At 51.9% G+C, this 23441-nt stretch carries 17 protein-coding genes and 2 tRNA genes; 8 read left to right on the plus strand and 11 right to left on the minus strand.

Going from position 1 to position 23441, the window contains the following annotated elements; genetic code table 11:
* Positions 1-4 precede the first annotated feature (4 nt).
* Positions 5-6040 (plus strand): hypothetical protein, encoded by a 6036-nt coding sequence (locus tag Q0Y46_RS01905; RefSeq protein WP_297944235.1) that lies wholly within the window; start codon positions 5-7, stop codon positions 6038-6040.
* A gap of 112 nt (positions 6041-6152) precedes the next feature.
* On the opposite strand, the gene gpmI is transcribed toward Q0Y46_RS01905, so the two are convergent.
* The 4 genes from gpmI to uvrB form a co-directional block, all read right to left on the minus strand.
* Entirely contained in the window at positions 6153-7787 is a 1635-nt protein-coding gene (gene gpmI, locus Q0Y46_RS01910) for a 2,3-bisphosphoglycerate-independent phosphoglycerate mutase (RefSeq protein ID WP_297944238.1), read from the minus strand.
* 94 nt (positions 7788-7881) lie between these two features.
* Positions 7882-8931: a hypothetical protein gene (locus Q0Y46_RS01915; RefSeq protein ID WP_297944241.1), complete on the minus strand. Its 1050-nt coding sequence runs from the start codon at positions 8929-8931 to the stop codon at positions 7882-7884.
* A 196-nt stretch (positions 8932-9127) separates the two neighbouring features.
* The gene (locus Q0Y46_RS01920) at positions 9128-10174 is read right to left on the minus strand and encodes a hypothetical protein (RefSeq protein ID WP_297944243.1); all 1047 of its coding nucleotides are present in this window, start codon (positions 10172-10174) and stop codon (positions 9128-9130) included.
* 182 nt (positions 10175-10356) lie between these two features.
* On the minus strand, positions 10357-12561 hold the full coding sequence (uvrB, locus tag Q0Y46_RS01925) for an excinuclease ABC subunit UvrB (protein WP_297944246.1): 2205 nt from the start codon (positions 12559-12561) through the stop codon (positions 10357-10359).
* Between the two features lie 144 nt (positions 12562-12705).
* Here uvrB and Q0Y46_RS01930 point away from each other — a divergent pair, with 144 nt between their 5' ends.
* Both Q0Y46_RS01930 and Q0Y46_RS01935 read left to right on the plus strand, forming a co-directional pair.
* The gene (locus Q0Y46_RS01930) at positions 12706-12891 is read left to right on the plus strand and encodes a hypothetical protein (protein ID WP_297944256.1); all 186 of its coding nucleotides are present in this window, start codon (positions 12706-12708) and stop codon (positions 12889-12891) included.
* Positions 12892-12954: 63 nt separating this feature from the next.
* A tRNA-Arg gene (locus Q0Y46_RS01935) sits at positions 12955-13028 on the plus strand.
* A gap of 48 nt (positions 13029-13076) precedes the next feature.
* Here the strand turns inward: Q0Y46_RS01935 and Q0Y46_RS01940 are convergent.
* On the minus strand, positions 13077-13622 hold the full coding sequence (locus Q0Y46_RS01940) for a TlpA disulfide reductase family protein (protein ID WP_297944259.1): 546 nt from the start codon (positions 13620-13622) through the stop codon (positions 13077-13079).
* A gap of 112 nt (positions 13623-13734) precedes the next feature.
* Here Q0Y46_RS01940 and Q0Y46_RS01945 point away from each other — a divergent pair, with 112 nt between their 5' ends.
* The 4 genes from Q0Y46_RS01945 (at position 13735) to rplI (ending at position 15757) form a co-directional block, all read left to right on the plus strand.
* Positions 13735-14556: a hypothetical protein gene (locus tag Q0Y46_RS01945; RefSeq protein WP_297944262.1), complete on the plus strand. Its 822-nt coding sequence runs from the start codon at positions 13735-13737 to the stop codon at positions 14554-14556.
* A 115-nt stretch (positions 14557-14671) separates the two neighbouring features.
* A complete protein-coding gene (gene rpsF, locus Q0Y46_RS01950) occupies positions 14672-15043 on the plus strand; it encodes a 30S ribosomal protein S6 (protein WP_297944265.1) in 372 nt (123 codons plus the stop codon).
* Positions 15043-15294: a 30S ribosomal protein S18 gene (gene rpsR, locus Q0Y46_RS01955; protein ID WP_295681505.1), complete on the plus strand. Its 252-nt coding sequence runs from the start codon at positions 15043-15045 to the stop codon at positions 15292-15294. Before rpsF ends, rpsR begins: the two co-directional genes overlap by 1 nt.
* Positions 15295-15310: 16 nt before the next feature.
* A complete protein-coding gene (gene rplI / locus Q0Y46_RS01960; RefSeq protein ID WP_295681508.1) occupies positions 15311-15757 on the plus strand; it encodes a 50S ribosomal protein L9 in 447 nt (148 codons plus the stop codon).
* 154 nt (positions 15758-15911) lie between these two features.
* Here rplI and Q0Y46_RS01965 read toward each other — a convergent pair whose 3' ends face one another.
* Positions 15912-17690, minus strand: coding sequence for a DNA repair helicase XPB (locus Q0Y46_RS01965; RefSeq protein ID WP_295681511.1), 1779 nt, complete (start codon positions 17688-17690; stop codon positions 15912-15914).
* Positions 17691-17786: 96 nt separating this feature from the next.
* Positions 17787-17859 (minus strand) — tRNA-Thr (locus Q0Y46_RS01970).
* 107 nt (positions 17860-17966) lie between these two features.
* Here Q0Y46_RS01970 and Q0Y46_RS01975 point away from each other — a divergent pair.
* Positions 17967-18650 carry a tetratricopeptide repeat protein gene (locus tag Q0Y46_RS01975; protein WP_295681514.1) on the plus strand — a complete coding sequence of 228 codons (684 nt, stop codon included), beginning with the start codon at positions 17967-17969 and terminating at the stop codon, positions 18648-18650.
* A 59-nt stretch (positions 18651-18709) separates the two neighbouring features.
* Here Q0Y46_RS01975 and Q0Y46_RS01980 read toward each other — a convergent pair whose 3' ends face one another.
* Genes Q0Y46_RS01980 through bamD form a run of 4 tightly spaced genes read right to left on the minus strand, consistent with a single transcriptional unit; the run spans position 18710 to position 23401 of the window.
* Complete coding sequence (locus tag Q0Y46_RS01980) at positions 18710-19717, minus strand: rhomboid family intramembrane serine protease (protein WP_297944270.1); 1008 nt, start codon at positions 19715-19717, stop codon at positions 18710-18712.
* A 1-nt stretch (position 19718) separates the two neighbouring features.
* Entirely contained in the window at positions 19719-21356 is a 1638-nt protein-coding gene (locus tag Q0Y46_RS01985) for a hypothetical protein (RefSeq protein WP_297944274.1), read from the minus strand.
* Entirely contained in the window at positions 21353-22540 is a 1188-nt protein-coding gene (locus tag Q0Y46_RS01990; protein WP_297944277.1) for a hypothetical protein, read from the minus strand. The genes Q0Y46_RS01985 and Q0Y46_RS01990 overlap by 4 nt, the downstream gene beginning before the upstream one ends.
* A gap of 9 nt (positions 22541-22549) precedes the next feature.
* Positions 22550-23401, minus strand: a complete 852-nt coding sequence (gene bamD, locus Q0Y46_RS01995; protein ID WP_297944280.1) for an outer membrane protein assembly factor BamD — start codon at positions 23399-23401, stop codon at positions 22550-22552.
* Between the last annotated feature and the right edge of the window lie 40 nt (positions 23402-23441).

The following is a 23441-nucleotide window of genomic DNA, read 5'->3' on the forward strand; positions in this document are numbered from 1 at the left end:
GTACATGCATAGCCTAAAAAAGAAAGGTGTATCCCTTATAACAGTCCTCATCTTCATGATGGTTGCGACGATTGCTGCTACGGCTACTTACAAGTGGCTCAGTACCACAGGACTCACGAGTGCAGAACGTATGGCTTTGTCTGAGGCGAGAGAAGCCGCCCATGCTGGCCTCGAAAGTGCCCGGTCGTGGATGACCTACCATGCGAATGATGTGGGTGGCATTGTCCGTCAGTATTACGATGGTAAAAAGAAACCTGTTGCTCTTACGAGTGTTGTGCGTGGGATGAATGGCGGGAAGCAGCTTTTTTCTGTGTGGCTGACAGGTGTCGATGCCGATGGCCCGGCGTTCAAGTTCACTGTCGTGTCGACGGGAACTTCTCGCGGGAATGCGAAATATAGCGAGACGGCCGTATTCAATGTTCGTGGCCTTTACAAGGTCCAGGTTCCGCAGATTGTTGTTCATAGGCAAATCAGTAACCGATATGCGTATGTCGGTTCTACCGTGGCCTCGACGGAGGGCTTTACGACGTCTTCTGCATTGATTAACGGAAACTGGAGCGGAAACCCGTTGTTGGCGGAAGAAGATTTCGTGATTACGGGGAATATGTCGCTTTCCGGAAACAACCTTAGTCTGGGTCGACACGCTTGCATTGCGGGAAATTTGAATTATGAGAACGAAGCTCTAAATGGCGAAGACCTCTATGTGATGGGTGATGCGAATAATTTAATGCTGAACCTAGGGGGCAATGCCGTTTTTGAAAAGAAGCTTAAAATGTCGGGCACGGGTAATAAATTTGTAGTGGGTGGGGACCTTACGGTAAATGGAACTTTTACGCCAAACGACACAAAAGATGCGGAAATCAAAGGAAACTTCTGCATGGGGTCTTCAGCGAAGTTCGATGTCCCGAATATACAGCATGATTTTGTTGCGAAAGGGCATGTCACATTCAATAATCCGTCTCCGTTTTCTGGTAGTGGGTTGGAAGGCGAATTCAGTGCCCGGCACATGACTCTTGGCGGAAACAACAAGTCTGTGTATGTGAAAAATGCGCAAAAATGCAATGGCTATAGTGGTTGCGCTAACATGCCGAAACAATCTCCGACCACGTATGTATTGAATTACAAGATGTTCAAGACCTTTGGAACCGTGGTGGGGGCGCCGACATCCTCGATGCAATGCAATACGAGTATTGTTGACTATTGTAGAAGTATTTTGGGTACCAAGCAAAAAGGATGTAATGGCACTAATTACCAGATTGAAGATGGCATCACGACGGCATACGACGTTTTTAGGCACAAAGACACAAAGGCTGCAAACTGCCTCAGTGGCAAGAACGTTGATAACTACAATGTTTCTGAGCTCAACACTTGCTGGAGACAAGCTAGTACCGACGATCTTTATCATGGTTATCTCGTGGTTAATCTCAGTTCTAAAAATGTATTCAATAATCCTAACGGAACTTTGGACGGAAACTTCATCTTTTATGCGTCAGGTAGACTTGGAACTATACATGTCCCTGCGACGACAGCTCGGTCGAATGTTTTTGTCTATTTGGCTAGCGGTGCAGGTCAGTTTATTGGTGAAGGAAGTGGCGCTCACCGCTATTATGTCTATTCTAGGGGTGACATTGGAGAGTTGATGCTCAACTCAAACACGACGAGAATTGGTAATCGTGACGTTAGGGTATGGGATGGCACCTTCTTCATGTCGGGCGAGACTTGTGCCAAGATTGCAAGAACTAACACGAGCAACATGATGATTCGATTCAACGAATCCTTGCAGCAGGATCTCGTTGACAATTACATAATTTGCGGTAAAAATGAAATAGGTTGTGGTAATGTCCCGGAAGACGAAAAGGACCCCTCGATTGTCACGGATGGTGAGGAACTGGTGGATGGCTATGACAACTACTACATTTCTAATGCCCCGCAGCTTTCTGTAACGCTTGAATCTCAGTACAGGAACAAAGAAGTGCAGTATGATAATTTGACTTCGGGGAACTATACAACTATCAAGCCGAGCTATGTACTGCTTCCGAGAATTATTTATTTGACAGAGGATTCTCATGGGACACTTTCTGATTACCTTGGCATAGTCAATTTGAATGGGGGTAAAATGAATTTGGCTGCGGGTAAAATGAACTGTACCCCGGCTTTCCCGACGTCCGGACCTCTTTTGGATAGGGGAAGGTTGTCTCCGGGTAACCATGCGTGTTCTTTTACGCCCAATGATAAATCCTACAAGAAAATGCCATTCTGGATAAGTGTCGATGGAGAAAATGGTGAGGCGACTAGGGTCAAGTTTGAGGCTGCTAGTCAACGTCTTTTTGCTGGCGATGCCTCTACGGGTGGTGTCACAGTAAGTCTTGTTACCGAGGGTAAAAAGACTGTCGAGGTTGAGGTTACGGTGGATGATCCCCCTGATGAGAACTGGACGATTTCGCCTTTGAGTTCGGTCGTAAAAACGAGATACGCAAATGGACTGACCACCTATCGTGTGGTGCTCCTGGGTAATGCGACGACTTCTATATTCAGGGTGACGGCGAACAATTCGGCGGCCAATGGCACCGTGTTCTTCCGTCTTAGATCCTGTAACGAAAATGGGACGATTGCCCTGCCGAATTATGAGACTGTCAATTTGATGGGAGAGGCGAATGTTTTTCGCTTTGACATTCCTTCGACGGGATTTTGTGATAACAAGAGCCATAAAACCATTGATGGTGAACGTTGCGAAGATATTATCAAACGCCCTGATTGTGCTGGGAGCTTGTTGCACAGTGCCGTGGGCGAGTGGGTTAGGCCTAATTGTTCCGAGATAATTTCGGATGTGCCGAATCAACGTTGGCGCTGTGGATTGGTGAACGGGGACCCGGTGCGCCTTGAAAAGGGAATGTCCTCGCCTTTCTGCGATGTGTTTATTCACGATTCATCTATCACCGCCTTGCATGATCAAGGAACCTATAACTTCTTTGCGTCGTACAAGGCGAAGGTTTTCAAGTTGAATCTTCTTTTGGAAGGTGTGAATGACAATTCCAAGGTTAAGGTTCGCTACACCGCGGATGCTTCTGGAACTGTCGCGACCTCGGTTTGTGATTCAAAGAATTCTTGTGAAATACCCATGTTCGCGGGCGATAGTGTTTTCTTGGAATATGTGGAAAATGGAAACGATGAATTTAGCCAATGGCAATTCATAAAGCGGACCTCGACGGGGGAGGTCTATAGCTCCTCGAATGATCAAATTCTCAAAATCCTGGCTATGAGCGACACCTCGGTGCATGCCGTGTTCAACAAGGACAAAAACCATTGTTTCTATACCGATTTTAAGGATACGGAATCGGGTTGGTGCTCGACGACGAGTAATCGTGAATGTATTGACAAGTGTACTTCTACCGGCAAAAAGAACAATTGCAGTGTCAAGGGTGACGGCTTACGTCCTGAGTCTCACTGGCTCGTCCCTCGCACGAATAGCGGGCATAATTACGCGGAGATTTCTAGGGATGCCGATGCTATTTACTATTCCGGCTCCGGTAACAGCAACAGCAACAATGCTACTGTGACTTACCTGCTCAACAGGGCCGAGGCGGGTGGCCATGGGCTCATGATGTCCCGTTTCAAATCTTGCGCCATGCAAGGCAATAAGAAGAATTCCTTGATGAACAGCGGATTTATCTTGCGTTCTAATGACAATGCCGGTGAATATTCGATTCTGAGTATTTACGGAGTACAAGAATCTGGGAATTTCAGCGTGGTTGCTAGGATGTGCGAAGGCGATGGAACTGGAATTAATAACGTGAACAAATCGCATTGCAGTGCCGAGAAACCCTTTGGAATCCGCTTGACCAGTTCTGAGTTCGCCAATACGGCCTTCAATGTCAATGTCGATGTCCGTGGTGATAATGCGGTTATCGAGTTGAGCTATAAGAACGGCTCTTCTTGGGTGCGTTCTACCGTATCGCTCCCGCTGACGATCCCGGCGAGTTACGGGCAGTTTGTGGGGCTTAGCCTTGCGGAAGACTGCTTTAAGGTGTATAACTTGGGCTGGGAATCGAATGACTGGTATGGTCAGGATTGCTTCGATATTCCTAAGGTCACGTGTTCCTTCGCCACGAATTACTTGGGCGGCATCCTGCCTCTGAACGAAGAAACAACCCCGTGGGTCGGTTTGTCCAAGTGGTTCAACAATCCGACGGATCCGACGAAAATGCACGATGGCTGCACTCTGTCGTACCACTATAATGGTTGCGATCTCGACGACGATTTGCTCACGAATCGCTGCGATCCGTGGCTTGATGGAACGACGCATTGTTCTTCTTGTAGCTTTAATACCGACGATGGCCCTTACTATGTGACAGGAAAATTCGCGAATACACTCAAGAATTCGACTTACACATTTGGTGTTGCTGGGCTCCATGGTATGTCGAAGACCTACAACTACAATGGCTCTACCGTCTATGGCGCTGTCCGTGAGGCGAGTGTGACTGTAGATTGCAGTGGCAGCGGAGGCAATGGCCATTTGTATACGGCCAGTTGCGGCCGTTTCATGGTGGGTGATATCTCGGAATGTGCACAGGATGTCTCATTCTCGACAGATGCTTGCGTCAACCAGACGAGTTGCGTAGTTTCTGTTTCTGGCGGTGTCGCCAACCTCCGTTCCTCTGCGATGAGTGGAGATGTGTCTGGCCTTCCCGAAGACCCGAACAGCGGTATTGCGCCGACGATTTCGATGGTTATGAAGGATGCAAATGGCCGACTGTCGCAGGAATTCCAGATTAACGGCAACGGGAGATTCACCCGCGATGTGAACCTGATGGCCGACATGCAGGAATTTGACCCTGAAAAAGTTGTTGCCATTGAATTCAGCAGCGCCCATGCCTTCACTCTCTCTGGCCTCTCCAGTTCTTGCCCGAATGCGGTGGGCGTCTTGGGTTGCTCTGCGCAAATTGAAGGTGACCGGTTTGTTGTTCACTCGACGATAACCAATGCGAGCGCTGCGGTTTGTAAGGTGGATGGCACTGAAAAATACGGAACCAGCGAAAAGGATTGCCCGTCGGATGGTGTATTCTACATTCCTGCTGTTGATGTCTATAAAAACTTGAATAACAGCGGTGACTTGCAGCGTAGTTATACCTTTACAGTGACTACGACCGCCAAGGACGATAAGAACCAGAAAACGACTTGCACAACGGATCCTGTGGTGCTGTCCAGGAACGAATTTACTTGTAGCGTTTCGACGCATGGTGAACTTGTCGCGGGCGATGAAATGCCTGCAATCAATTACAGCATTACCAACTGTCCGCAGAGTGGATGCTCTGTGATTGCGACTGTGGGTGGCGAGCCTCCTGTTACCTTGAATTACCGAGATGACGGACTCGTGGCAAGCTGGATGCCCAACATCAACACTAAGGCCGGGACCTACCAGTATATACTGGAATACGGTGGCCTTACATGCGAAGCCTCGGTCACCTTCAAGGATGGGCAAGACGGCGAAGCGACTAATTGCGCGATTGACTTCTCCGACAGTACCTTCACGGCCGACCTCTCTCTACCTTCTGGTGGGAACAGCACTGTGAAACTTTGGTATACGGACTACTTGGGCAATATCATTGGTCAGGCGAAGAACGCGTCTCCTTCGACGACGTCCTTCCGTGAACATTTGCCGGCTATTACGGTCAGTGGGCAGTATATACTCGTGCTGAGCATCAATGGCAAGGAAGCTTGCTCCGTGAACTACGAATATACAGCACCGGTTCAAATTAAAGCCGATTGTTACATTGAGAATGGCCGCTTCAAGACCAAGAACAAGAATACCTTTGGCAAGACGCTGTATGGCGTGAAATTGAATTATAACCAAGATGGCGGTATATATGGTAATGGCGTGATTATTGATGCCGGTACCGATACATGGGCCATGGATAGTTATTTGGACATGAATGCTTACCTTCCTACAACTCCAGGCACGTACACCTATAATCTTTGGGATACGGAACACCTCTGCTCGGTCACCTACGAAGTTACTGGAGAAAATACTGAAGGAAACTAGAATCTAGCAGTGCTGGAAATAAAATTCTGAAAAAAAGGAACCCTTGCGGGGTTCCTTTTTAGTATCGTCATTGCGAGCCACGAAGTGGCGTGGCAATCTAGGCGAGAATCTGTTACTTGATGACGAGCATCGAGTCGTCCCAGGCTTCATGCTTTTCGAGGCCGAGGAGGTTTGCAGTCGTTGCTGCGATGTTGGAGAGACCCCAGTCGCCTTCCTTGAGGCCGAGCTTGCCGCCGGTCACGTTATCGTACAAGATGCAAGGAACCTTGTTGAGCGTGTGGCTGGTCTTGGCCTTGAAGGAACCGTCCTTGTTGACCTTCGGCATGCCGGTCTTCTTGTCGATTTCGTACATTTCGTCGGCGTTACCGTGGTCAGCCGTGATGATAGCAACACCACCGAGGGCGTCGATCACCGGGAGCAAGCGGGCGAGGCCGATGTCCACAGCTTCGATAGCCATCGTAGCAGCGCGGAAGGAACCAGTGTGGCCCACCATGTCGCCGTTCGGGAAGTTGCAGCGGAGAGTCTGGTACTTGCCGCTCTTCAAAGCTTCGATCATGGCGTCGGTGATTTCGGCTGCCTTCATCCACGGGCGCTGTTCGAACGGAACAACGTCAGATTCAATTTCGAGGTAGGTTTCGCCGTCGAACTTGCTGGAACGGTTACCATTCCAGAAGTAAGTCACGTGACCGTACTTCTGAGTTTCGGAGCAAGCGAACTGCTTCACGCCCGTTTCGGCGAGCCATTCGCCGCTGGTTTCCTTGATTGCCGGAGGCGGCACCAAGAAGCGGTTCGGGAGCTTGAGGTCGCCGTCGTACTGGAGCATGCCAGCGTAGCAGACGTGCGGGAAGCGCTTGCGGTCAAATTCGTTGAAGGATTCTTCTTCGAAGGCGCGCGTGATTTCGATGGCGCGGTCGCCACGGAAGTTGAAGAACACCACGGAGTCGCCGTCGTTGATGGTGCCGACCGGCTGGCCGTCCTTCGCGATCACGAACGGGGGCAAGTCCTGGTCAATGGCCTTGGTTTCGCCACGGAGGGTTTCGATAGCCTGGGTGGCGTTGTCGAAGTAGCGGCCTTCGCCAAGCACGTGGGTCTTCCAGCCGAGTTCCACCATCTTCCAGTTAGCGTTGTAACGGTCCATGGTAATCTGCATACGGCCACCGCCGCTAGCAATGCAGACGTCGAATTCCGGGCTGCGGAGTTCGTCCATGAACTTTTCGAACGGGCCGACGTAATCGAGGGCGGAAGTTTCCGGCACGTCACGACCGTCGAGGAGGATGTGCACGCGGACCTTCTTGAGGCCTTCCTTCTTGGCCTGGGCGACCATGGCCTTGAGGTGGCTGATGTTGGAGTGGACGTTACCGTCGCTGAAGAGGCCGATGAAGTGAAGCACGGAACCGTGGTCACGCACGTTGGAGGCGATTTCCTTCCAGGCGTCGCGGCCGAAGATGTCGCCGGAGACGATTGCGTCTTGCACGAGGGCTGCACCCTGGTTATAGACCTGGCCTGCACCGATGGCGTTGTGACCCACTTCGGAGTTACCCATGTCTTCGTTGGTCGGCATACCCACGGCGCGGCCGTGAGCCTTCAGGAGCACGTTCGGGTACATCTTGAAGAGGTTGTCGAGGGTCGGGGTGCGGGCAGCCTTGATGGCGTTGCCTTCGACCTTATCGGTGATGCCAAAACCGTCCATCACGATGGTGACGACGGGTCCCTTGATACCGGGGAAGTTGGAAAGTTTCTTGAGCATGATTTACTCCGTATTAATGTTTACGGGGGCAAATTTAGAAAAATAAAAAGGTTCCCCAAAGGAGGGGAACCGTTGAAAATAGGTGTTTTGTGACTTATTTCTTCTTGTATATGAGAACGGTCATTGGAATGTTCCCGTTTGCGTCCGGGGTTGCTGCTTTGCTTTGCAGTGTGAACGCATAGAAGCCATCGCCCGTTTCGGAGTTGTAGCTAGGAGTCGTAGCGACGTAGAACATGAAGGAGTCAAAGCCTTCGACGGCTGTCGTGAGAGACTTTTCGCTGAAGCGGAAATCACTCATGTGAGCCGGTGCGGGCGGCAAGTCTTCTGCAGTCCAGTCGTCTGTATACGGTTTCCTTTTCTGGTTTGTGTATTCGGCAATTTGCACACCGTTAGCACTACGGATGGTTATGACACCCGTCAGTTCGTCTGCAGAGAATGAGAGATCGGCTGTTGCTACGGGAACCGCAGACATGGAAGCAAGGGAAATGCCTGTTCCATCCTTTGTTCCGACATCAATCGTGCTCATGACGAGTTCAATGTTTGCGCCCGGTGCTTCTGGTACTTTTGTCGTCGTATCTTCTACGATTGCCTGGCAATAGGTATCTTCGCGGACGAAGGTGGCGGAATCCCTTGATACGTACATGGAGGGATTATTTGCATCATAGGAGGCCATGTAGGTTGCGTAGAGTATGAACGTTCCGCAGTCGCTCTTGTTTTCGTCGTTGATTGATGCACCGAGTTCATACCAGTTGATGGTGCCGACGGCTCCAGCGGGCTTATCGAATGTGACTTGGAGCGGAGTTCCTGTGGTGCCTCCAGCGGGATTGAGTTTTACCAAGTCAAGAGTCATGTTGGTGAATGCGACTTCGGTTCCTGCAGGTATAGTTGTTGTGTCGTTCAGGTTGAGAGTCGCTCCCCCAGAAATGCGGAACTTTGTTTTGTCTGGGTTTGGCGAGACAGTTATAGGGCTGGGTATTACGGGGGATATGTCCGTAGTTGCCGGAAGCACTGGTGCATCGGGAATGGTCTGTTGATCCGGCTGAGTGGCTTTGCTCGAGCTATCGTCGGAACATGCTGTATAACCGATTAAGGCGATTGCGCCCATCGTGATTGTTAATAGAAAGCGAGAAATTGGATATTTCATAAAACACCTCTTTTTCTAATCATCCGTGCTTAAAAATAAACAAAAAAATAAAAAAACAATCAATATAAGGAAATTGAATCAAAAAAATGTGACCAAATCGGCTTTTCCGATGTTAAAAAAGACTTACAAACGGAAAAAAATCCCGAAAGTAATTGGATACTTTCGGGGAAATTAGAGAAATTTCGCTAAATGAGGACTATTTCTTATAGTAGATAATGGTCAGCGGAGCGATGCCGTTTCCATCAATGATGTCCTTCTTCAGGAGCGTTACCGCATAGAAATCGTCACCGGTTTCTTTATTGTAATTGGGGCCAATCACAACCCAGAAAGCGTCCACGTCGAAACTTGTGGATTCGGTAAGATTCTTTTCATGGAATCTGAAATCGCTCATGTGGGCAGGTGCCGGCGGCAATTCTTGAGAATACCAGTCGTCATTGTAAGGCTTCTGGTCGGCGTTGGAGTATTTGGCAACTTTGTAACCATTGAGGCCGATAAGGGTGAGCTGACCTTCCTGGCTGAGAGAAACCTGGAATTCGGCTTGAGCGGCATCCACTTCCTGGTCAGTCTTGAGCGAGAAACCCTTGAAATTCGAAGTCGTCATTTGGCCTTGGAACTGGTTCAATTCTACGACGGCGATGGGCTCGGAAGAAGACGAAACAGGTTCTGGTTCATCGATGCAGAATTCGGGTTCGCGTACGAATTCCACGGAATCAGTAGAAATGAACTTGTTGGGGGCTGCGGCGTCATTTGTAGCGTAAAGGACGACAATGAGCTTGAATGTACCGCATTGAACCTTGTCCGGGTCATACAAGACGGTTCCCATTTCGGCGAGGTTGATTTGGGCCACCGGGAAAGTAGGAGGCGTGTACTGAAGTTGCACCATTGCCACTTCGTTTTGGCCGGCTTCGTTCACATGGACAAGATCAAGGCTGATATTTGTGAAGAACGGATCGTTATCGTTATCAACGCTTGCGGTTGTGTCGAATCCGTCCAAAGCGGCGCTTCCCTGGAAGTTGATTCTGGATTTGTCACCGTTAAAGGTTACGGTTGGCGGCAAGAAGCGAATCGGAGATACTTCTGTGACTGCGACAGAAGAATAAAGCGGCATGGCAGATGACGATGATTGCGTCTGGGTTCTTTCCGGTGCCGAAGGATCGTTTGTGTTGTCGCAAGCAAACATCACGGTAGTAAATGCCGCGAAAAGAGCTAGTAGCGACACGCTTTTTAAAATATCGTATTTCATTTTGTTTCCTCTCTATATATAATCCTAGAAAATAAACAAAAAATGTGAAAATGTAACTATTTTGGCTTGTAAAATTCAGTATAAAAAAGCCTTTTTTTTGCAAAAAAGGGCTTTTTTTACGAATTGTTTGTAAAATTTTAATTGCGAGCGTTTGCTTTTTGGGAAAAAGGGCAATTTAGGGGCTATTTAAGGGTTCTTATCAGGTCTCTAATTCTTGCCGCTTCTTCGAAGTCGAGGCGGGCGGCCGCTTCCTTCATCTGGCGCTCCAGGTTTTCCAGTTGTGAGTTGTCTGTTGTGAGTTGTGAGCCTCGAACCTCGGACCTAGAGCCTTTCTTTCGTCTTTCGTCTTTCGTCTTTCGTCTAGAACTCGGCTGTAGCGGTTCCATCGGCCGGATACCGCCGGAGGTCCCTGAGCTTGCCGAAGGGTCTTCCCAGTCGTCGTCGACGGAATCGTCGCCATCAATTCCCAGCGGGTCGTTGATTCTCAAATCATCTTCGAGCTTGCGTGTCACGGATTTTGGCGTGATGCCGTGTTCCTTGTTGAATTCTTCCTGCACGCTGCGTCGGCGGGCGGTTTCGGTGATGGCTTTCTCCAGGCTGTCGGTCATGTTGTCCGCGAAAAGGAGCACTGTGCCGTTCACGTTGCGGCTCGCGCGGCCCATCGTCTGGATAAGGCTTCTGTAGTTGCGCAAGAAGCCTTCCTTGTCGGCATCAAGTATGGCGACCATGCTTACTTCGGGCAGGTCGAGGCCTTCGCGCAGCAGGTTGATGCCGACGAGTACATCGAATTCTCCGGTACGTAAGCCCCGGATGAGTTCGTGGCGTTCCAAAGTCTTGATGTCGCTGTGCAGGTAACGTGCCCGGATGCCCGCTTCCACGAAGAAGTCGGTGAGGTCCTGTGCCATCTTCTTGGTAAGCGTCGTGACGAGCACGCGGTCGCCGTTCTTGACGACTTCCTCGATGCGGTATAGCAACACGTCCATCTGGCCTTTGATGGGGAACATCTCGATTTTCGGGTCCAAGAGTCCGGTCGGTCTGTTAATTTGTTCGGTAACGACGCCGTTCGTCTTGGTGAGTTCGTAATCGCCGGGGGTGGCGCTCACGAACAAGACTTGCTTCGGGTACATGTACTCGAATTCGGCAAAGTTCATCGGACGGTTGTCGAGTGCACAGGGGAGGCGGAACCCGTATTGCACAAGCGTCGTCTTGCGGCTCTTATCGCCTTCGGCCATGCCGCCCACTTGCGGGATGCTCACGTGCGATTCGTCCACCATCAAAAGCCAGTCGTCGCCGAAGTAGTCGATAAGCGTGAAGGGGCGCGTACCCGGTGCGCGGTTCTCGATAATGCGGGAGTAGTTCTCGATTCCGCTGCATTGTCCGGTCTCGCGGATCATTTCCATGTCGTAACGGGTGCGGCTGCTGAGGCGGGCCGATTCCAGCACCTTGCCTTCCTTGTCGAGTTCGGCGAGGCGCTCGGTCAGTTCCACCTGCATGCGCTGCAAAATGCCAGCACGGCCTTCTTCTTTAGTCACGAAGTGCTTTGCCGGAGCGATGGTCATCTCGTCCATTTCCTGAGTGACTTCGCCGGTGACGATGTTGAAGCGCACGAGCCGGTCCACCTCGTCGCCGAAAAGTTCGATGCGGAGCCCTTCTTCGTCGTAACTCGGGTGGATCTCGATCACGTCGCCGTGCACGCGGAAAGAGCCGCGCTCTAGACTGAAGTCGTTTCGCGTATATTGGATGCGCACCAAGTCGTGCAGAATCTTGTCGCGGTCGTAGACGTCACCCTTCTTGATTCGCACCATCAAGTCGAAGTATTCACTCGGGCTGCCCAAACCGTAAATGCAGCTCACGGAGGCGACGATAATCACGTCGCGGCGGGTGAGCAAGTTCGCGGTGGCGCGCAGGCGCAGCTTGTCGATTTCGTCGTTGATGCTCGCGTCTTTCTCGATGAAGGTATCCGTGTGCGGGATGTACGCTTCGGGCTGGAAATAGTCGTAGTAGCTCACGAAGTATTCCACCGCGTTGTGCGGGAAAAACGCCTTGAATTCCTGGTAGAGTTGCGCCGCAAGCGTCTTGTTGTGTGTCAAGATGAGCGTCGGCTTGCCCACGTTCTTGATGACGTTCGCCATCGTGAAAGTCTTGCCCGAACCAGTCACGCCAAGCAGCGTCTGAAACTGTTCACCGTGCTTGAAACCTTCTGTCAGTTCTTCAATGGCTTTCGGCTGGTCGCCTGCCGCCCCGTAGGGGCTAACGAGTTCGAAGTTCGCGCGCGTGTTGGACTGGAACTGCTTCAGTTTCCCGGGCAGGCTCTGCTCGGGTGGTAGCGGTTTCGCTATCGGTTTCGCATACGGGTCGGGGGTGATTGTCTTGCGTGCGCGGGCCATGGGGGAGTGGTTGGTAAACAGTGGTTAGTAAACAGTAGGCAGTAAACAGTAGGGTGTAAGCGGTGGGTTGTGGAAAATATAGGTTTTCTATGCTTGCCCGAGGCTTGTCTTTTCTATTATTTGATTATTCAAAGGAGGCCGAATATGGAAGGTAAATCTTATCCTTGTGAAAATTGCAGGTTGCGCGCCAGGTACGATGCAAATCTGAAATCGATTCTCGGACGCTTGTGGCGTTTCCATATCAGGTTTTGCCCGGGCTGGCGGGCCTATTTCAGGAGCCTCCCGCCCGAAAAACAGCAGGAGTACATAGAAAGATACAACTTGAAGTAGCTTTGTTGTATTTGACGCAATTTTGCAATTTGGCTATATTTGCGCTACTCCTAACAAGGTCGGGCTCGAGTAGCTCAGTTGGATAGAGCAATTGCCTTCTAAGCAATGGGTCGTGGGTTCGAATCCCGCCTCGAGTATGCAAAAAAAGACTCCCCGTGAAGGGAGCCTTTTTTGTTGTGAAAGTCTTACTTCTTGAACATCTTGTTCAGCGTCGCGCGCAGGTGATTCATGTTCGCGTCGTTCAGTGTTTCGTAGCGGTAGAAAGTGCCGTCTTTTTGAACAAGGTAGACAACGGGGATGTATCCTGTACCATAAGCCGGGCCGAACTTGCCTTCGGAGTCCTGGAATACCGGGATGACCGCATGGAACTGGTCGATGAACAGGCGAATGTCGTTTTTCTTGATGCCGCCGCCGAGCCCGATGGCGATGCCGGTGAGACCTTCGCTTTCATATTCCTTCATCAAGTTCTGGATGATGGGGAAGTGGTGCTGGCAGTGCGGGCACTTGGGGCTGAAGTAATAGATGAGCAGCGGGCGGTTGCTGAAGTGGCTGAAAAGGATGCCCGGATCGCTGATGCCCGTGAGCGGCTTGGAAAAGTCCATCTTCATGGGCTGGTTCGTGGATGAATCCTGCATTAACTTGACGTCCGCCATCTGAGGTTCGGGCGCAAGCTGTGCAAAGGATACACCTATCGCGGCTAGTAAACAAAACAAAAACGACGCAATGCGCATTTAGTACTCCTGAAAAACATAAGAAACCAGAATCACTGATTCTTTGCAAAAACGTAAGATACGAAATTATAGGGTGAAAAAGTTTAGAAAATGAAAAAAAAAGAGGAAAAAAATGGGGTTAAGAGCTACATTTGTCGGTAAAGTGAAGAAAATAACGCTCATTATATTCTTTTTGGCGCTCTCCGTGCTGGCTGCTGACCGTGCTGATGCGGACGATGTGAATATCCCCCTTCCGAGGCAGGGGGCCTATGCTGGCCGTGGAATGTCGGCCGGGCTTGCAGTGGGCGTTTTCGACCCGACGGAAAATTGCGATTGCCTTGGAGTGTGGCAGGCCCAGGGGGATTTCTTGTATTTCCCGTGGCTGAGTGGTGGCCTCGATGTGCGCTTTTTTGGGGGAGACTTGGACCGCGACGTGATGGTGATGTACCAGCGTTATCGTGTTTCGGCCAAGGCCTTTTTCGTGAAGGATTTCTTTGCACTCTACTTGTCCCCGGTGCTCGGGCTTGAAAATACCAGCATTTCGGAAATTCGCAAAGAACTCCATGGGAAGGGTTACGATCGGGATACCCCTAATTGGAATTCCAAGACCCCGAAGGATAGCGTGATTGATTCTGTCGAGGTGAAACGCCGGTCGTGCGAGAAAATGTTCTCCTTGGACGGCTTCTCTGTTGGTGTGGAATTGGGCGGTGGCGTTACCTTGGGGCGCTATTTCGGCTTGACCGGGAGTGCCCTTTACGAGTACAATTTTGTCGAGGCGGTACAGTTGACCTTGACCCCCGGTTTGGCCTTTGACCTCCGGCAAGTGTGGGACTGGCCGCATGAAAAAATGCGTTCCATGTGGCTGTCTTTTGAGGTCGGTTTCCAGCGATATTTCAACAGAGGCGTGGATTCTTGGTCAAAATCGGCTGTTGTCGGCATTCAGTTGGGCATGTAAATTGCCTGAATATTGACAAAAAACGCCTAATTTCTATATTTGCCGCACCGGATTTATTCCGGAACCCTCCCGGGGCCAATGTCGGTTCCCGGGCGATAGACCAAAGGGACTCATTATGAGACAATACGAAACGATGGTTATCATCGACGCTATGATCTCTGACGACGCCATCAATGCGGAAGTCGAGAACATCGGTGCCATGATCACCAACGGTGGCGGTGAAATTCTCCGTCGCGACGACTGGGGCAAGCGCAAGCTCGCCTATTCCATCAAAAAGCGCCAGCACGGCTACTATGTGATTTTCTACTACAAGGCCGAAGCCTCTGTAGTGGCAAGCATGGAAGCCGCCCTCAAGCTGAACGACAACGCTCTCCGCTGGATGACCCTCGCTGATTATCCGATGAGCGAAATTGTTTACGATCAGAACCTGGCTCAGACCACCGAAGATATCGTGCCGGTCGACGCCGAAGACGGGGAGGCTGAATAATGGCTTTTGAAGATAAGAAACAGGGTCCGCGTATCCGCCGCAAGAAGACTTGCTGGTTCACGGAAAATAACGTCAAGTTCATTGACTACAAGGACGAGAAGACTCTCCGTCGCTTCATCTCTGAACGTGGCAAGATCATCCCGCGCCGCATTTCTGGCACGTCTGCCAAGTACCAGCGTATGCTGAACGAGGCTATCAAGCGCGCTCGCCAGATGGCTATTCTCCCGTTCGTTTCGGACAGCTTGCGCTAATAGGAGGAACTAGACTATGGAAATTATTCTTAAGGCCAATGTTCCCCATTTGGGCAAGATGCTTGACGTTGTGAAGGTTAAGGACGGCTATGCCCGTAACTTCCTCTTCCCGCGCAAGCTCGCTGTTCGTGCTACTAAGGAAGCCAAGCTCGAAATCGAAAACAACCGCGCTGCTGTTGAAGCCCAGTTCCAGAAGGAACTCGCTGCTGCCGGTGATGTGGCTGCCAAGCTTTCTCAGATTTCTGTGAATCTTGAACGCCGCGTCGTGGAAGGCGAACGTCTGTACGGTTCTGTGACCGCTGCTGACATTGCCGACGCTATCACCAAGCAGGGTGTCAAGGTGACCCGCGCTCAGGTTGCTCTCGAAGAGCCGATCAAGCAGCTCGGTGTCTACACCGTGACCATCAAGGTGTTCAGCGACGTCGAAGCTCAGGTCAAGGTTTGGGTGGTTGCTGAGAAGTAATTAATTCTCAAAACACCTAAAAGTTGAAAAAAGCGTCTCCGTTTCCACGGAGACGTTTTTAATTACAACCAACAAACTTTATTATCTGTCTACAGTCTACTTCCTACTGTCTACTGCCTACTGTCTACTTCCTACTGTCTACTTCCTACTTTTCCTACTGCCTTGCCGCCAATTCTTCGGGCGTGCGTGCGAGGATGTCCCAGTCGCCGCGCTTGATAATCTTGTAGGCATATCCCTGCTCGGTGAGGAACAGCTGGCGGTTCATCGCGAATTCCTGCTCCTTGGAATCTTGCGTGACGATGCTGTAGAAGTGCGCGGCACCGCCGTCGCTCTTGGGGCGCAGCACGCGGCCGAGGCGCTGGGCTTCTTCTTGGCGGCTGCCGAACGTACCGGAAATCTGGATGAGCACGTTCGCGTCGGGCAGGTCGATGGCGAAGTTGCCGACCTTCGATACCATGAGGTTCTTGAGGCTCCCGTTGCGGAAGGCTGCGTATAACTTTTCGCGGTCCTTGTTCGGAGTCTTGCCCGTGATGAGCGGGATGTCGAGTTCCTTGGAGAGCGATTCGAGCTGGTCGATGTACTGGCCGATGATGAGCACGCGGTCGTCGGGCTTGTCGAAGTGCTTGAGCAGGCGTTCCACGATGTCCGTCTTCTCGGGGTTCGTGGAGGCGAGCGTAATCTTTTCGCGCACCGGTGCAAGCGCATACTTCATTTTGAGTTCGGCTTCCATCGGGATGCGGATTTCGTTACAGTCGGCGGTGGCAATCCAGCCCTGTGCTTCCAATATGCGCCACGGGATGTCGTACTTCTTGGGGCCGATAAGGCTGAACACTTCGGTTTCCTTGTGGTCTTCGCGGACGAGCGTCGCGGTGAGGCCGAGGCGGCGCGTGGCCTGCATTTCGGTACTCAGGCGGAACACGGGCGCGGGCAACAGATGTACCTCGTCGTAAATCATGAGGCCCCACTTCTGCTGGCTGAACAGCGGGAAGTTCGCGAGTTCCTTTTTGACTTCTTCGTCAGAAAAGTCGTCGAGCTCGGTTTCGGGCTTTTCGTTTTCCGCTTTCTTCGCGCGCTTGCGCTGGGTCAAAATCTGGTAGGTGGCCACGGTCACGGGGCCGATTTCCTTGACTTCGCCGGAGTATTCCTTCACCTGGTCGATGGTGAGGTCCGTCTTGTCGCAAATTTCGCGAATCCACTGGCGGGATGCAGAAATATTCGGCGTGAGGATCAAAGTCTTCGTTTGTACTAAGGCCATCGTTGCAAGGCCGATGACGGTCTTACCTGAACCGCAGGGGAGCACGATGACGCCCGAACCGCCCTTTTCGGAACCGCTTGCGTAGAACACTTGGGCGGCTTCTTTCTGGTAGTCGCGGAGTTCGAACTTCTTGCCGCTGAGCGTCGTCTCGCGCAGGTGGATGGGCAGCGGGTCGCCCACGGTGTAGCCGGCAAGGTCTTCGACTGGGAACCCGGCGTTGGTGAGGGCCATCTTGAGGTGGCCACGGCGTTCCGGGTCCACGATGGCGCTTGTTTCACCGAGAAATTCGATGACGAACGGCTCGACTTCTTTGAGCTTGCATATTTCGGTGAACATGTACTGGTCGTCGGATTCGATAATCAGCCTGTCGCCGTCTTTCTTGAGGCGCAGGAGGCCGTAGCGGGCCATGTAGTCTTCGACTTCCGTGATGACCGTCTGCGGGATGGGGTAGCGGCTCTGGCTTTCGAGGCGTTCGATGACGTCCGGTGCGCGCAGTCCGGTTGCGGCTGCGTTCCAGAGGCTCAGGTGCGATATTTTGTAAGTATGCAGGTGTTCCGGGCTCTTGACGAGTTCGGTAAAGGGGGCTATCGCGTCGCGTGCTGCTTCGTAGGAGGGGGCATCAACCTCGACCATGATTTCGAGGTTGCTCTGTACAATAATGGCGCCATTCGGATTCATAGGCGCCAAATTTAGAAAAAAAAGAGGCTAGATGCTAGGATTTAGGGGTTAGGGAAGTAAAATAAAAGTCGCACTCCCGGAGGAATGCGACTTTAGAGCCACCCAGCAGATTTGAACTGCCGACCTGCTGATTACGAATCAGCTGCTCTACCAGCTGAGCTAGAGTGGCATAGCGGGGCAAAAGTTAGTAATAAGGCTCCCTTTTGTCAAGATTGGCTGACAAAGGAACTTTTTTTTTCTATGATTGGGTCACAAATTTTAAAATGGACGTCTATTATGGCTAACGAATCTACTACCAATAACTCCGAACTCAAGGAATTTTTTGTTACCCACGGTACAAAGCTCGCTATCGTCTTGGTCGTCATCATGGCCATCGTCGTGGGTGTTGTGCAATATAAGGAATACCGTCAGGGCGCTCTTGATGCCCAGGCCGAAAATCTCGGTCTCGGTATGACTTACCTCTACGCCGGCGAAAAGGACAGCGCTTTGGCTGAGTTCGAATCCAAGATGAACTCTGGCAAGCTCGAAGGCCTCGCCTTGGCCAAGGCCGCTCTCTACAGCGCAAACATCAAGTTCGAAAACAACGACCTCGATGCTGCCGAGCCCCTGTTCCAGAAGGCTATCGACAATGCTGGTTCTTCTGCCCTGGTCCGTTCTGCCGCCATGCACGGTATCGCTTCTGTGAAGATGGAAAAGGGTGACTACACCGCCGCTGCCAGTCTCCTCGAAAAGTTCGTGAGCGAATTCGGCAAGCGCACGGGTGATCTCCAGGATCGTTACGAAAAGGACGAACCGGTGGACGAAACCCCGATGGTCGCTGACGCCATGTGGAAGCTCACGCTCGTTTACGACAAGCTGGGCCAGGCCGACAAGGCCAAGGCTACTGCCGAGCGCATCCTCAAGGTCTACGGCGATAACCAGCAGTTCGCTGACAAGGCGTCCAAGTTCCTCGGAAAGTAATTCCCGAAAACGTTTACGATTTTTCCCCGGTTATGCCGGGGATTTTTTTTGTTTTTGGATTACTGGTGGGCGAACGCCCAGCCGATGATAAAGATGGCGTAGTAGGCGACGACCCAGAAAATATCCGATGCCGCAACGGGCGCACCCCAACGCAGACTCTTTTTGCTCGGGATGAACCCGCACAGGAGCCCCGCGATGAACCCGTACAGGTGGGCGAGGATGTCGGCGTGTTCGCCGAGCCCGACAAACGTGGCAAGCGAGGCCGCTCCGCAAAGGGGCGCGAACCGGCGCAGCAGCCCGTGACTCTCCTTGGGCATCAGGCGGAATTCCATCACGGAGAGTGCGCCGATGGCGGCGAATACGAACGTGGAAAAACCGAGACTGCGGAAGTCCGTCTGGACAGTTGCTGCGACGCAGAAGTTTGCTAGTGCGCTTGATACGGCGAGGAACGGGACCACCTTCGCGAGAGAAATTCTGTAGCTCATCATGCTGAGCACGAGGTAGCCCGTGAGCAGGTTGCCTCCGAGGTGCCTTGAATCCCCGTGCAGCGTGAGTGCCGTGATGCAGCGCCACCATTGCCCGTTCATGACTTTGGTTGCGTCGGAAAGGCCTTCGCCTTCGATGCCGGGAATGATGCCGGAGAACTGGACCAGCGTGACTGCTGCCGGAACAAGTAATACCCAGATGGGTTGGAAACTTGCCTTGAGCGGGAGCGGTGCATTGACTTCCCTTGGCGGATTTTCGCGGTGGTACAGTCTTATCTGGAAACGTGCGCGCTTTTGGTCGTCGAGTTCGACGAATATCTGGAAGGGCCCGTCGGGGGAGTGTTCCAGCCGGTGCGAAATTCCTTGCGACAAAAGAACAAGGCTCTCGTCGCGAATTTGTTTGTAACCGCCTTCGCTGATGCGGATTTCGGTCGGCTCAAGTTCTTCTTCTGTTGGCTGTGCCGCAGTTGTTTGCTCTGCGGTTGATTGTGTAATAGGTTGTGCTGTAATAGGCTCCGCCTCGGGTGTCGGCTGTGGTTCTGTGGGCCTGCGCCTGACCATGGGACTCATGAATCTGGACATGCTAACCTACCTTTGCCGCAGAGGTCAAGGCGAAGTGCCCGTCTGCCGTCTTGCATTCGGCACGGAGATAGGCGTAGTCTTCGAAGTCCATCGTGATGTCGGAGGAGGCGCGTGCAAGCACCATGCTGTGCATGTCCACGACTTCCTTGTCTGCAATCTTGCCGTCGAGTTTGCGCTTCCTGCCGAAAATGCGGATGTAGCGGAAGCAGCCACCCATGTCGTTTGTGCAACGAGCATGGAAATGAATGCGTTTGCCGTCGCGTTCCCACCAAAGCGCAGGACCGTCGGTGATGTAGCAGTTGTCGCTTGCGAACGCCTCGTTCAAGGCCTCGAGCGAAAGCCCGTCCATTGTATCTCGAACCACGACTCCCTCGCTTTGCGCTCCATCCCCCGCGCCTCGCGCCTCGCGCCCCGAGCCTCGAGCCTTGTCTAATTTCACCACTGTCCGAACTTTCCCGAACACGTGGTCTCTCGAATACTTGAGCGTAAACAGCGGGAACCCAACGGCCGTGGTGTCGTTCAAGTCGCCGTGTGCGTCGTTTCCGCCGATGGGGAGCAAATAATTTTCTTTGCCGAGTTCGTCAATCCACCATTGCCGTCCGAGCATGAACCCCTCGTCTTGCATCCCGTTCCAGAACTGGATGCCGCGAATCTTGTGCGTCGCGTCCAAGTTCAAATCCTTGTGGCTCCAGTAGCCGCGCCGGAATACGAACTTCTCGATGATTCCCATCGGTTGCATGGGGTGGGCCGCGAAGCAGTGCGCCTTTGTTGCCGAAAGGTGTCCTGGGATTTTCCGGGTGGGCATGTTGTCGAGCCAGTAACGCCCGCAGTCGCCGAGGCCCGGCAAGTATTCGTCGGGAGCGAGGACTGTCATGTGGACGTTTTCGCCTTTGGAGTTGCCCGCAGAAACTTCTTCACCGGCGAGCAACAGCGGATAGCTTTCCGGGAGTGCTGCAATCTCGTCCTTAAGTGCTTGGAATCTAGGCGCAGGCGATGGCGCCTCGCGCGTATAGTCTTCGGCGGTGAATGCAAAATCGTAGGCGTGGTCCGTGCAGCACACGAAATCGAGGCCGACCGCTTTTGCTGCCTGCTGGAAAACTTCGGGGGTTGCTCCGAATTCCACGTGGTCGGCGGAGTAGTGCGTGTGACAGTGCATTTCTCCAGCGACATATCCGGGTGCTTTAGGGTGTGCTTCGGAAAGGACTTGCAGGGTGAGCGGTTCGGCTCGTAGCCCCGGTAAACTCCAGCGCTTGAATGTGCGTCCCTTTCCGTCGGAGGCTCGCTTTACTTTGATTTCTGCATAAATGCAGTAGCGGCCTGGTTGAATCCCTTCGAGGGGGAGCGGGTGAAATTCAAATTGTTGCGTCGCTTCGATGTTGAGTGGAATCTCCCGTACATCCCATGCGGACTTGGGGGCATCTTGTGCGGCGATAGTTATTTTGGCCTGTTCCAGAGTGACGGGGAAGCGGTTCGCGTCGCGCAAAACGATCCAGAGTACGGGGGTTTCCCCAGGAACCGCCTGGAATGCCATGTCGAAAATGATTTCGGGCCATGCTCTGTACAGGAGCGACCACGGCAACTTGAACTTGAAGTGCGTCTCTGCGTAATGCAGCTTTTCCCAAGGTGCGAAAATCATCATGGCCCCGCATTTTTCGTCGGGGTTTCAGTCGCCTTTTCTTCTTGTTTCTTGGGCTCTTTCTTGAGCTCTTTTTGGGGCTCGTTCTTTGGCTCGCTAGGGGCGCTCGGGGTTGTTGCGGGAGGCTCCGTGTCTATCGACGCTTTCTTTGTGGTGTCGGTGACTGCGGTCGTGTCGGTGATTTTCCCGGTTGTATCGACCTTAACTGTGTCGGCGGCAGTCTTGGTTGTGTCAGCGGCTTTCGTAGAGTCTGTCGTTGCTTTTTTCGTTGTATCTGCAGGCGCTGCTGTCGAATCGGCTGTTTTTGCGGTCGGTTTGTTTGCCTTTACGTCTGTGCCCTTGAGAGTCTTGGTGCTGTCGCTTCTCTTGACCTTGCTACTGTCGTTTGCCGTGGAGTCCTGTTCTATCTTGGGATAGTCCCACAAGCTGAACGCTACGCGAATCTGCAATTGCAACCCGCCGACATTCCACTTGGCATTTTCTGTTGGCCCGTCTGGTACGATGTCTGCAAAACTCTTTTTCGATTTGACGGGGATAGAACTGTAACCGATATCGCCGAATACGTTGAATCCCTTCCAGCTGGTAATCAGGTAGCCAATGCTGAAACCGAATCCTCCGCCGTAAAGGGGTGTCTCTGCTGCAATTTTTCCCCAGGTCGAATATATTTCGGTGCCGGGGAGTACCCAGTACCAGCGGACTGCAACGCTGAATAAACTTTCCCCGGTGAGGGACATCAGGTTAGTGGGGATGGCAAGACGGTATTCCAAGAACAGCGGCATGCCTTGAATGGTATATTCGTAATGGTGGCTCTTGTTTTTCCTATCTGTGAGCACGACGGATTCGTGGTCGTAAATAAACGAGAGCCCAAGGCTTAAAAAGTTATCCCGGAAGGGCTGGAATTGCAGACCCCCGCTGATGGGGAAGCAGAAGTTGACCTTTTGGAAATCTTGTTTGGCAACCGTCAGCGATTCGCTTTCGGTGAGGGCCTGGCTGTAGAATTCCCTGTAGATGGTGTCAACGGTGTTCTGGAAGTATTGGCGTTCTCCAAAGTCCAAAAAAGAGATTGCCGGTTGAAGGAAAATGGATATGCGCCCGTTGTCGTGTTCGACTTTATCTGCATCGGCGAAGACCATTGCCGCAAAGAGCAATACGTAGAGTACAGTCTTCAGAAACTCCGGCCTTCTCATTTTGCGAACCTAGTTCGTCATTTCCTTTTCTTCTTTCTGGACACGGTTCTTTTCGGCGTCCTTCTTCAGCTTTTTCTCGAATTTGGCTTCGGCCTTTGCAATTTTCTTTTCTGTTTTTTCAATCTGTTTCAACACATCCGCATCTTGGCCAAGGTCGTTGCGGGCAATTTCCAAGTACGAGCGCGCTGCATCAAACTGGTCCAGTTCGGTGTAGGCTTCTGTAATCATGAAGAGGGATTCCTGCCTGCGTTTGGACTTGGGGTAAGTTGTCAGGAATTCTTTCAGGTAGATGACTGTGGCCTGGGGCTTGTCCATGCGCATGTAGAGGCGTGCCGTCTGGAATTCCTTTTCGGCAAGGCGTTCGACAAGTTGTTCGTAATAGTAGTTTACCGAGTCGCGGAGCGGAGTCTCTGGATAGCTGTCCAGGTAGCGCTCAAAGTCCTTCATTGCCGTTGTCGTGTTGCTCTCGTCGCGGGAAACCTTGAATTCCATGTTGTACGACGAGACGGCTTTACGGTAGGCTGCTATCTCTGCAAATGGGGAACCGGGGAAATTCAATACAAAGCTGCCGTATTCTCCACGGGCCTCGATCCATTCTTCGAGATTGAAGTAGCTTTCGGCAAGGAGAAATTGACTCTTTTCTAGGTAGCCCGTACCGGCGCACAAGGAAAGAATGTCTTCAAGTTTGTCTTGTGCGCGTCCATACTTACCCTTCTTGAACAAGCCTTCGGCGACCTCGTATTTTTCGCGGCAAAATTCAGTGTGGCTCTTTTTGTCTTTGCCCGAACCGGCACAACCGACTAGGAGCGCTGCGCAGAAGAAAAACGTGAAGAAGAGGGTACACTTTTTAAATATGGTCATTTTTTTTCTTTGGTTAATTCTACTTTTTGGATGTAAAGTA

The sequence above is a fragment of the uncultured Fibrobacter sp. genome, from assembly GCF_947305105.1.
In the GTDB taxonomy this organism is placed as follows: domain Bacteria; phylum Fibrobacterota; class Fibrobacteria; order Fibrobacterales; family Fibrobacteraceae; genus Fibrobacter.

What these genes read in the sequence shown, in the direction of transcription:
- Q0Y46_RS01920 (WP_297944243.1), bottom strand. Translation starts at nt 10,174, where the DNA reads ATGAAATACGATATTTTAAAAAGCGTGTCGCTACTAGCTCTTTTCGCG.
- Q0Y46_RS01980 (WP_297944270.1), bottom strand. Translation starts at nt 19,717, where the DNA reads ATGTCCAGATTCATGAGTCCCATGGTCAGGCGCAGGCCCACAGAACCA.
- Q0Y46_RS01915 (WP_297944241.1), bottom strand. Translation starts at nt 8,931, where the DNA reads ATGAAATATCCAATTTCTCGCTTTCTATTAACAATCACGATGGGCGCA.
- gpmI (WP_297944238.1), bottom strand. Translation starts at nt 7,787, where the DNA reads ATGCTCAAGAAACTTTCCAACTTCCCCGGTATCAAGGGACCCGTCGTC.
- Q0Y46_RS01930 (WP_297944256.1), top strand. Translation starts at nt 12,706, where the DNA reads ATGGAAGGTAAATCTTATCCTTGTGAAAATTGCAGGTTGCGCGCCAGG.
- Q0Y46_RS01940 (WP_297944259.1), bottom strand. Translation starts at nt 13,622, where the DNA reads ATGCGCATTGCGTCGTTTTTGTTTTGTTTACTAGCCGCGATAGGTGTA.
- Q0Y46_RS01945 (WP_297944262.1), top strand. Translation starts at nt 13,735, where the DNA reads ATGGGGTTAAGAGCTACATTTGTCGGTAAAGTGAAGAAAATAACGCTC.
- uvrB (WP_297944246.1), bottom strand. Translation starts at nt 12,561, where the DNA reads ATGGCCCGCGCACGCAAGACAATCACCCCCGACCCGTATGCGAAACCG.
- bamD (WP_297944280.1), bottom strand. Translation starts at nt 23,401, where the DNA reads ATGACCATATTTAAAAAGTGTACCCTCTTCTTCACGTTTTTCTTCTGC.
- rpsF (WP_297944265.1), top strand. Translation starts at nt 14,672, where the DNA reads ATGAGACAATACGAAACGATGGTTATCATCGACGCTATGATCTCTGAC.
- Q0Y46_RS01985 (WP_297944274.1), bottom strand. Translation starts at nt 21,356, where the DNA reads ATGATGATTTTCGCACCTTGGGAAAAGCTGCATTACGCAGAGACGCAC.
- Q0Y46_RS01975 (WP_295681514.1), top strand. Translation starts at nt 17,967, where the DNA reads ATGGCTAACGAATCTACTACCAATAACTCCGAACTCAAGGAATTTTTT.
- Q0Y46_RS01990 (WP_297944277.1), bottom strand. Translation starts at nt 22,540, where the DNA reads ATGAGAAGGCCGGAGTTTCTGAAGACTGTACTCTACGTATTGCTCTTT.
- Q0Y46_RS01905 (WP_297944235.1), top strand. Translation starts at nt 5, where the DNA reads ATGCATAGCCTAAAAAAGAAAGGTGTATCCCTTATAACAGTCCTCATC.
- rplI (WP_295681508.1), top strand. Translation starts at nt 15,311, where the DNA reads ATGGAAATTATTCTTAAGGCCAATGTTCCCCATTTGGGCAAGATGCTT.
- rpsR (WP_295681505.1), top strand. Translation starts at nt 15,043, where the DNA reads ATGGCTTTTGAAGATAAGAAACAGGGTCCGCGTATCCGCCGCAAGAAG.
- Q0Y46_RS01965 (WP_295681511.1), bottom strand. Translation starts at nt 17,690, where the DNA reads ATGAATCCGAATGGCGCCATTATTGTACAGAGCAACCTCGAAATCATG.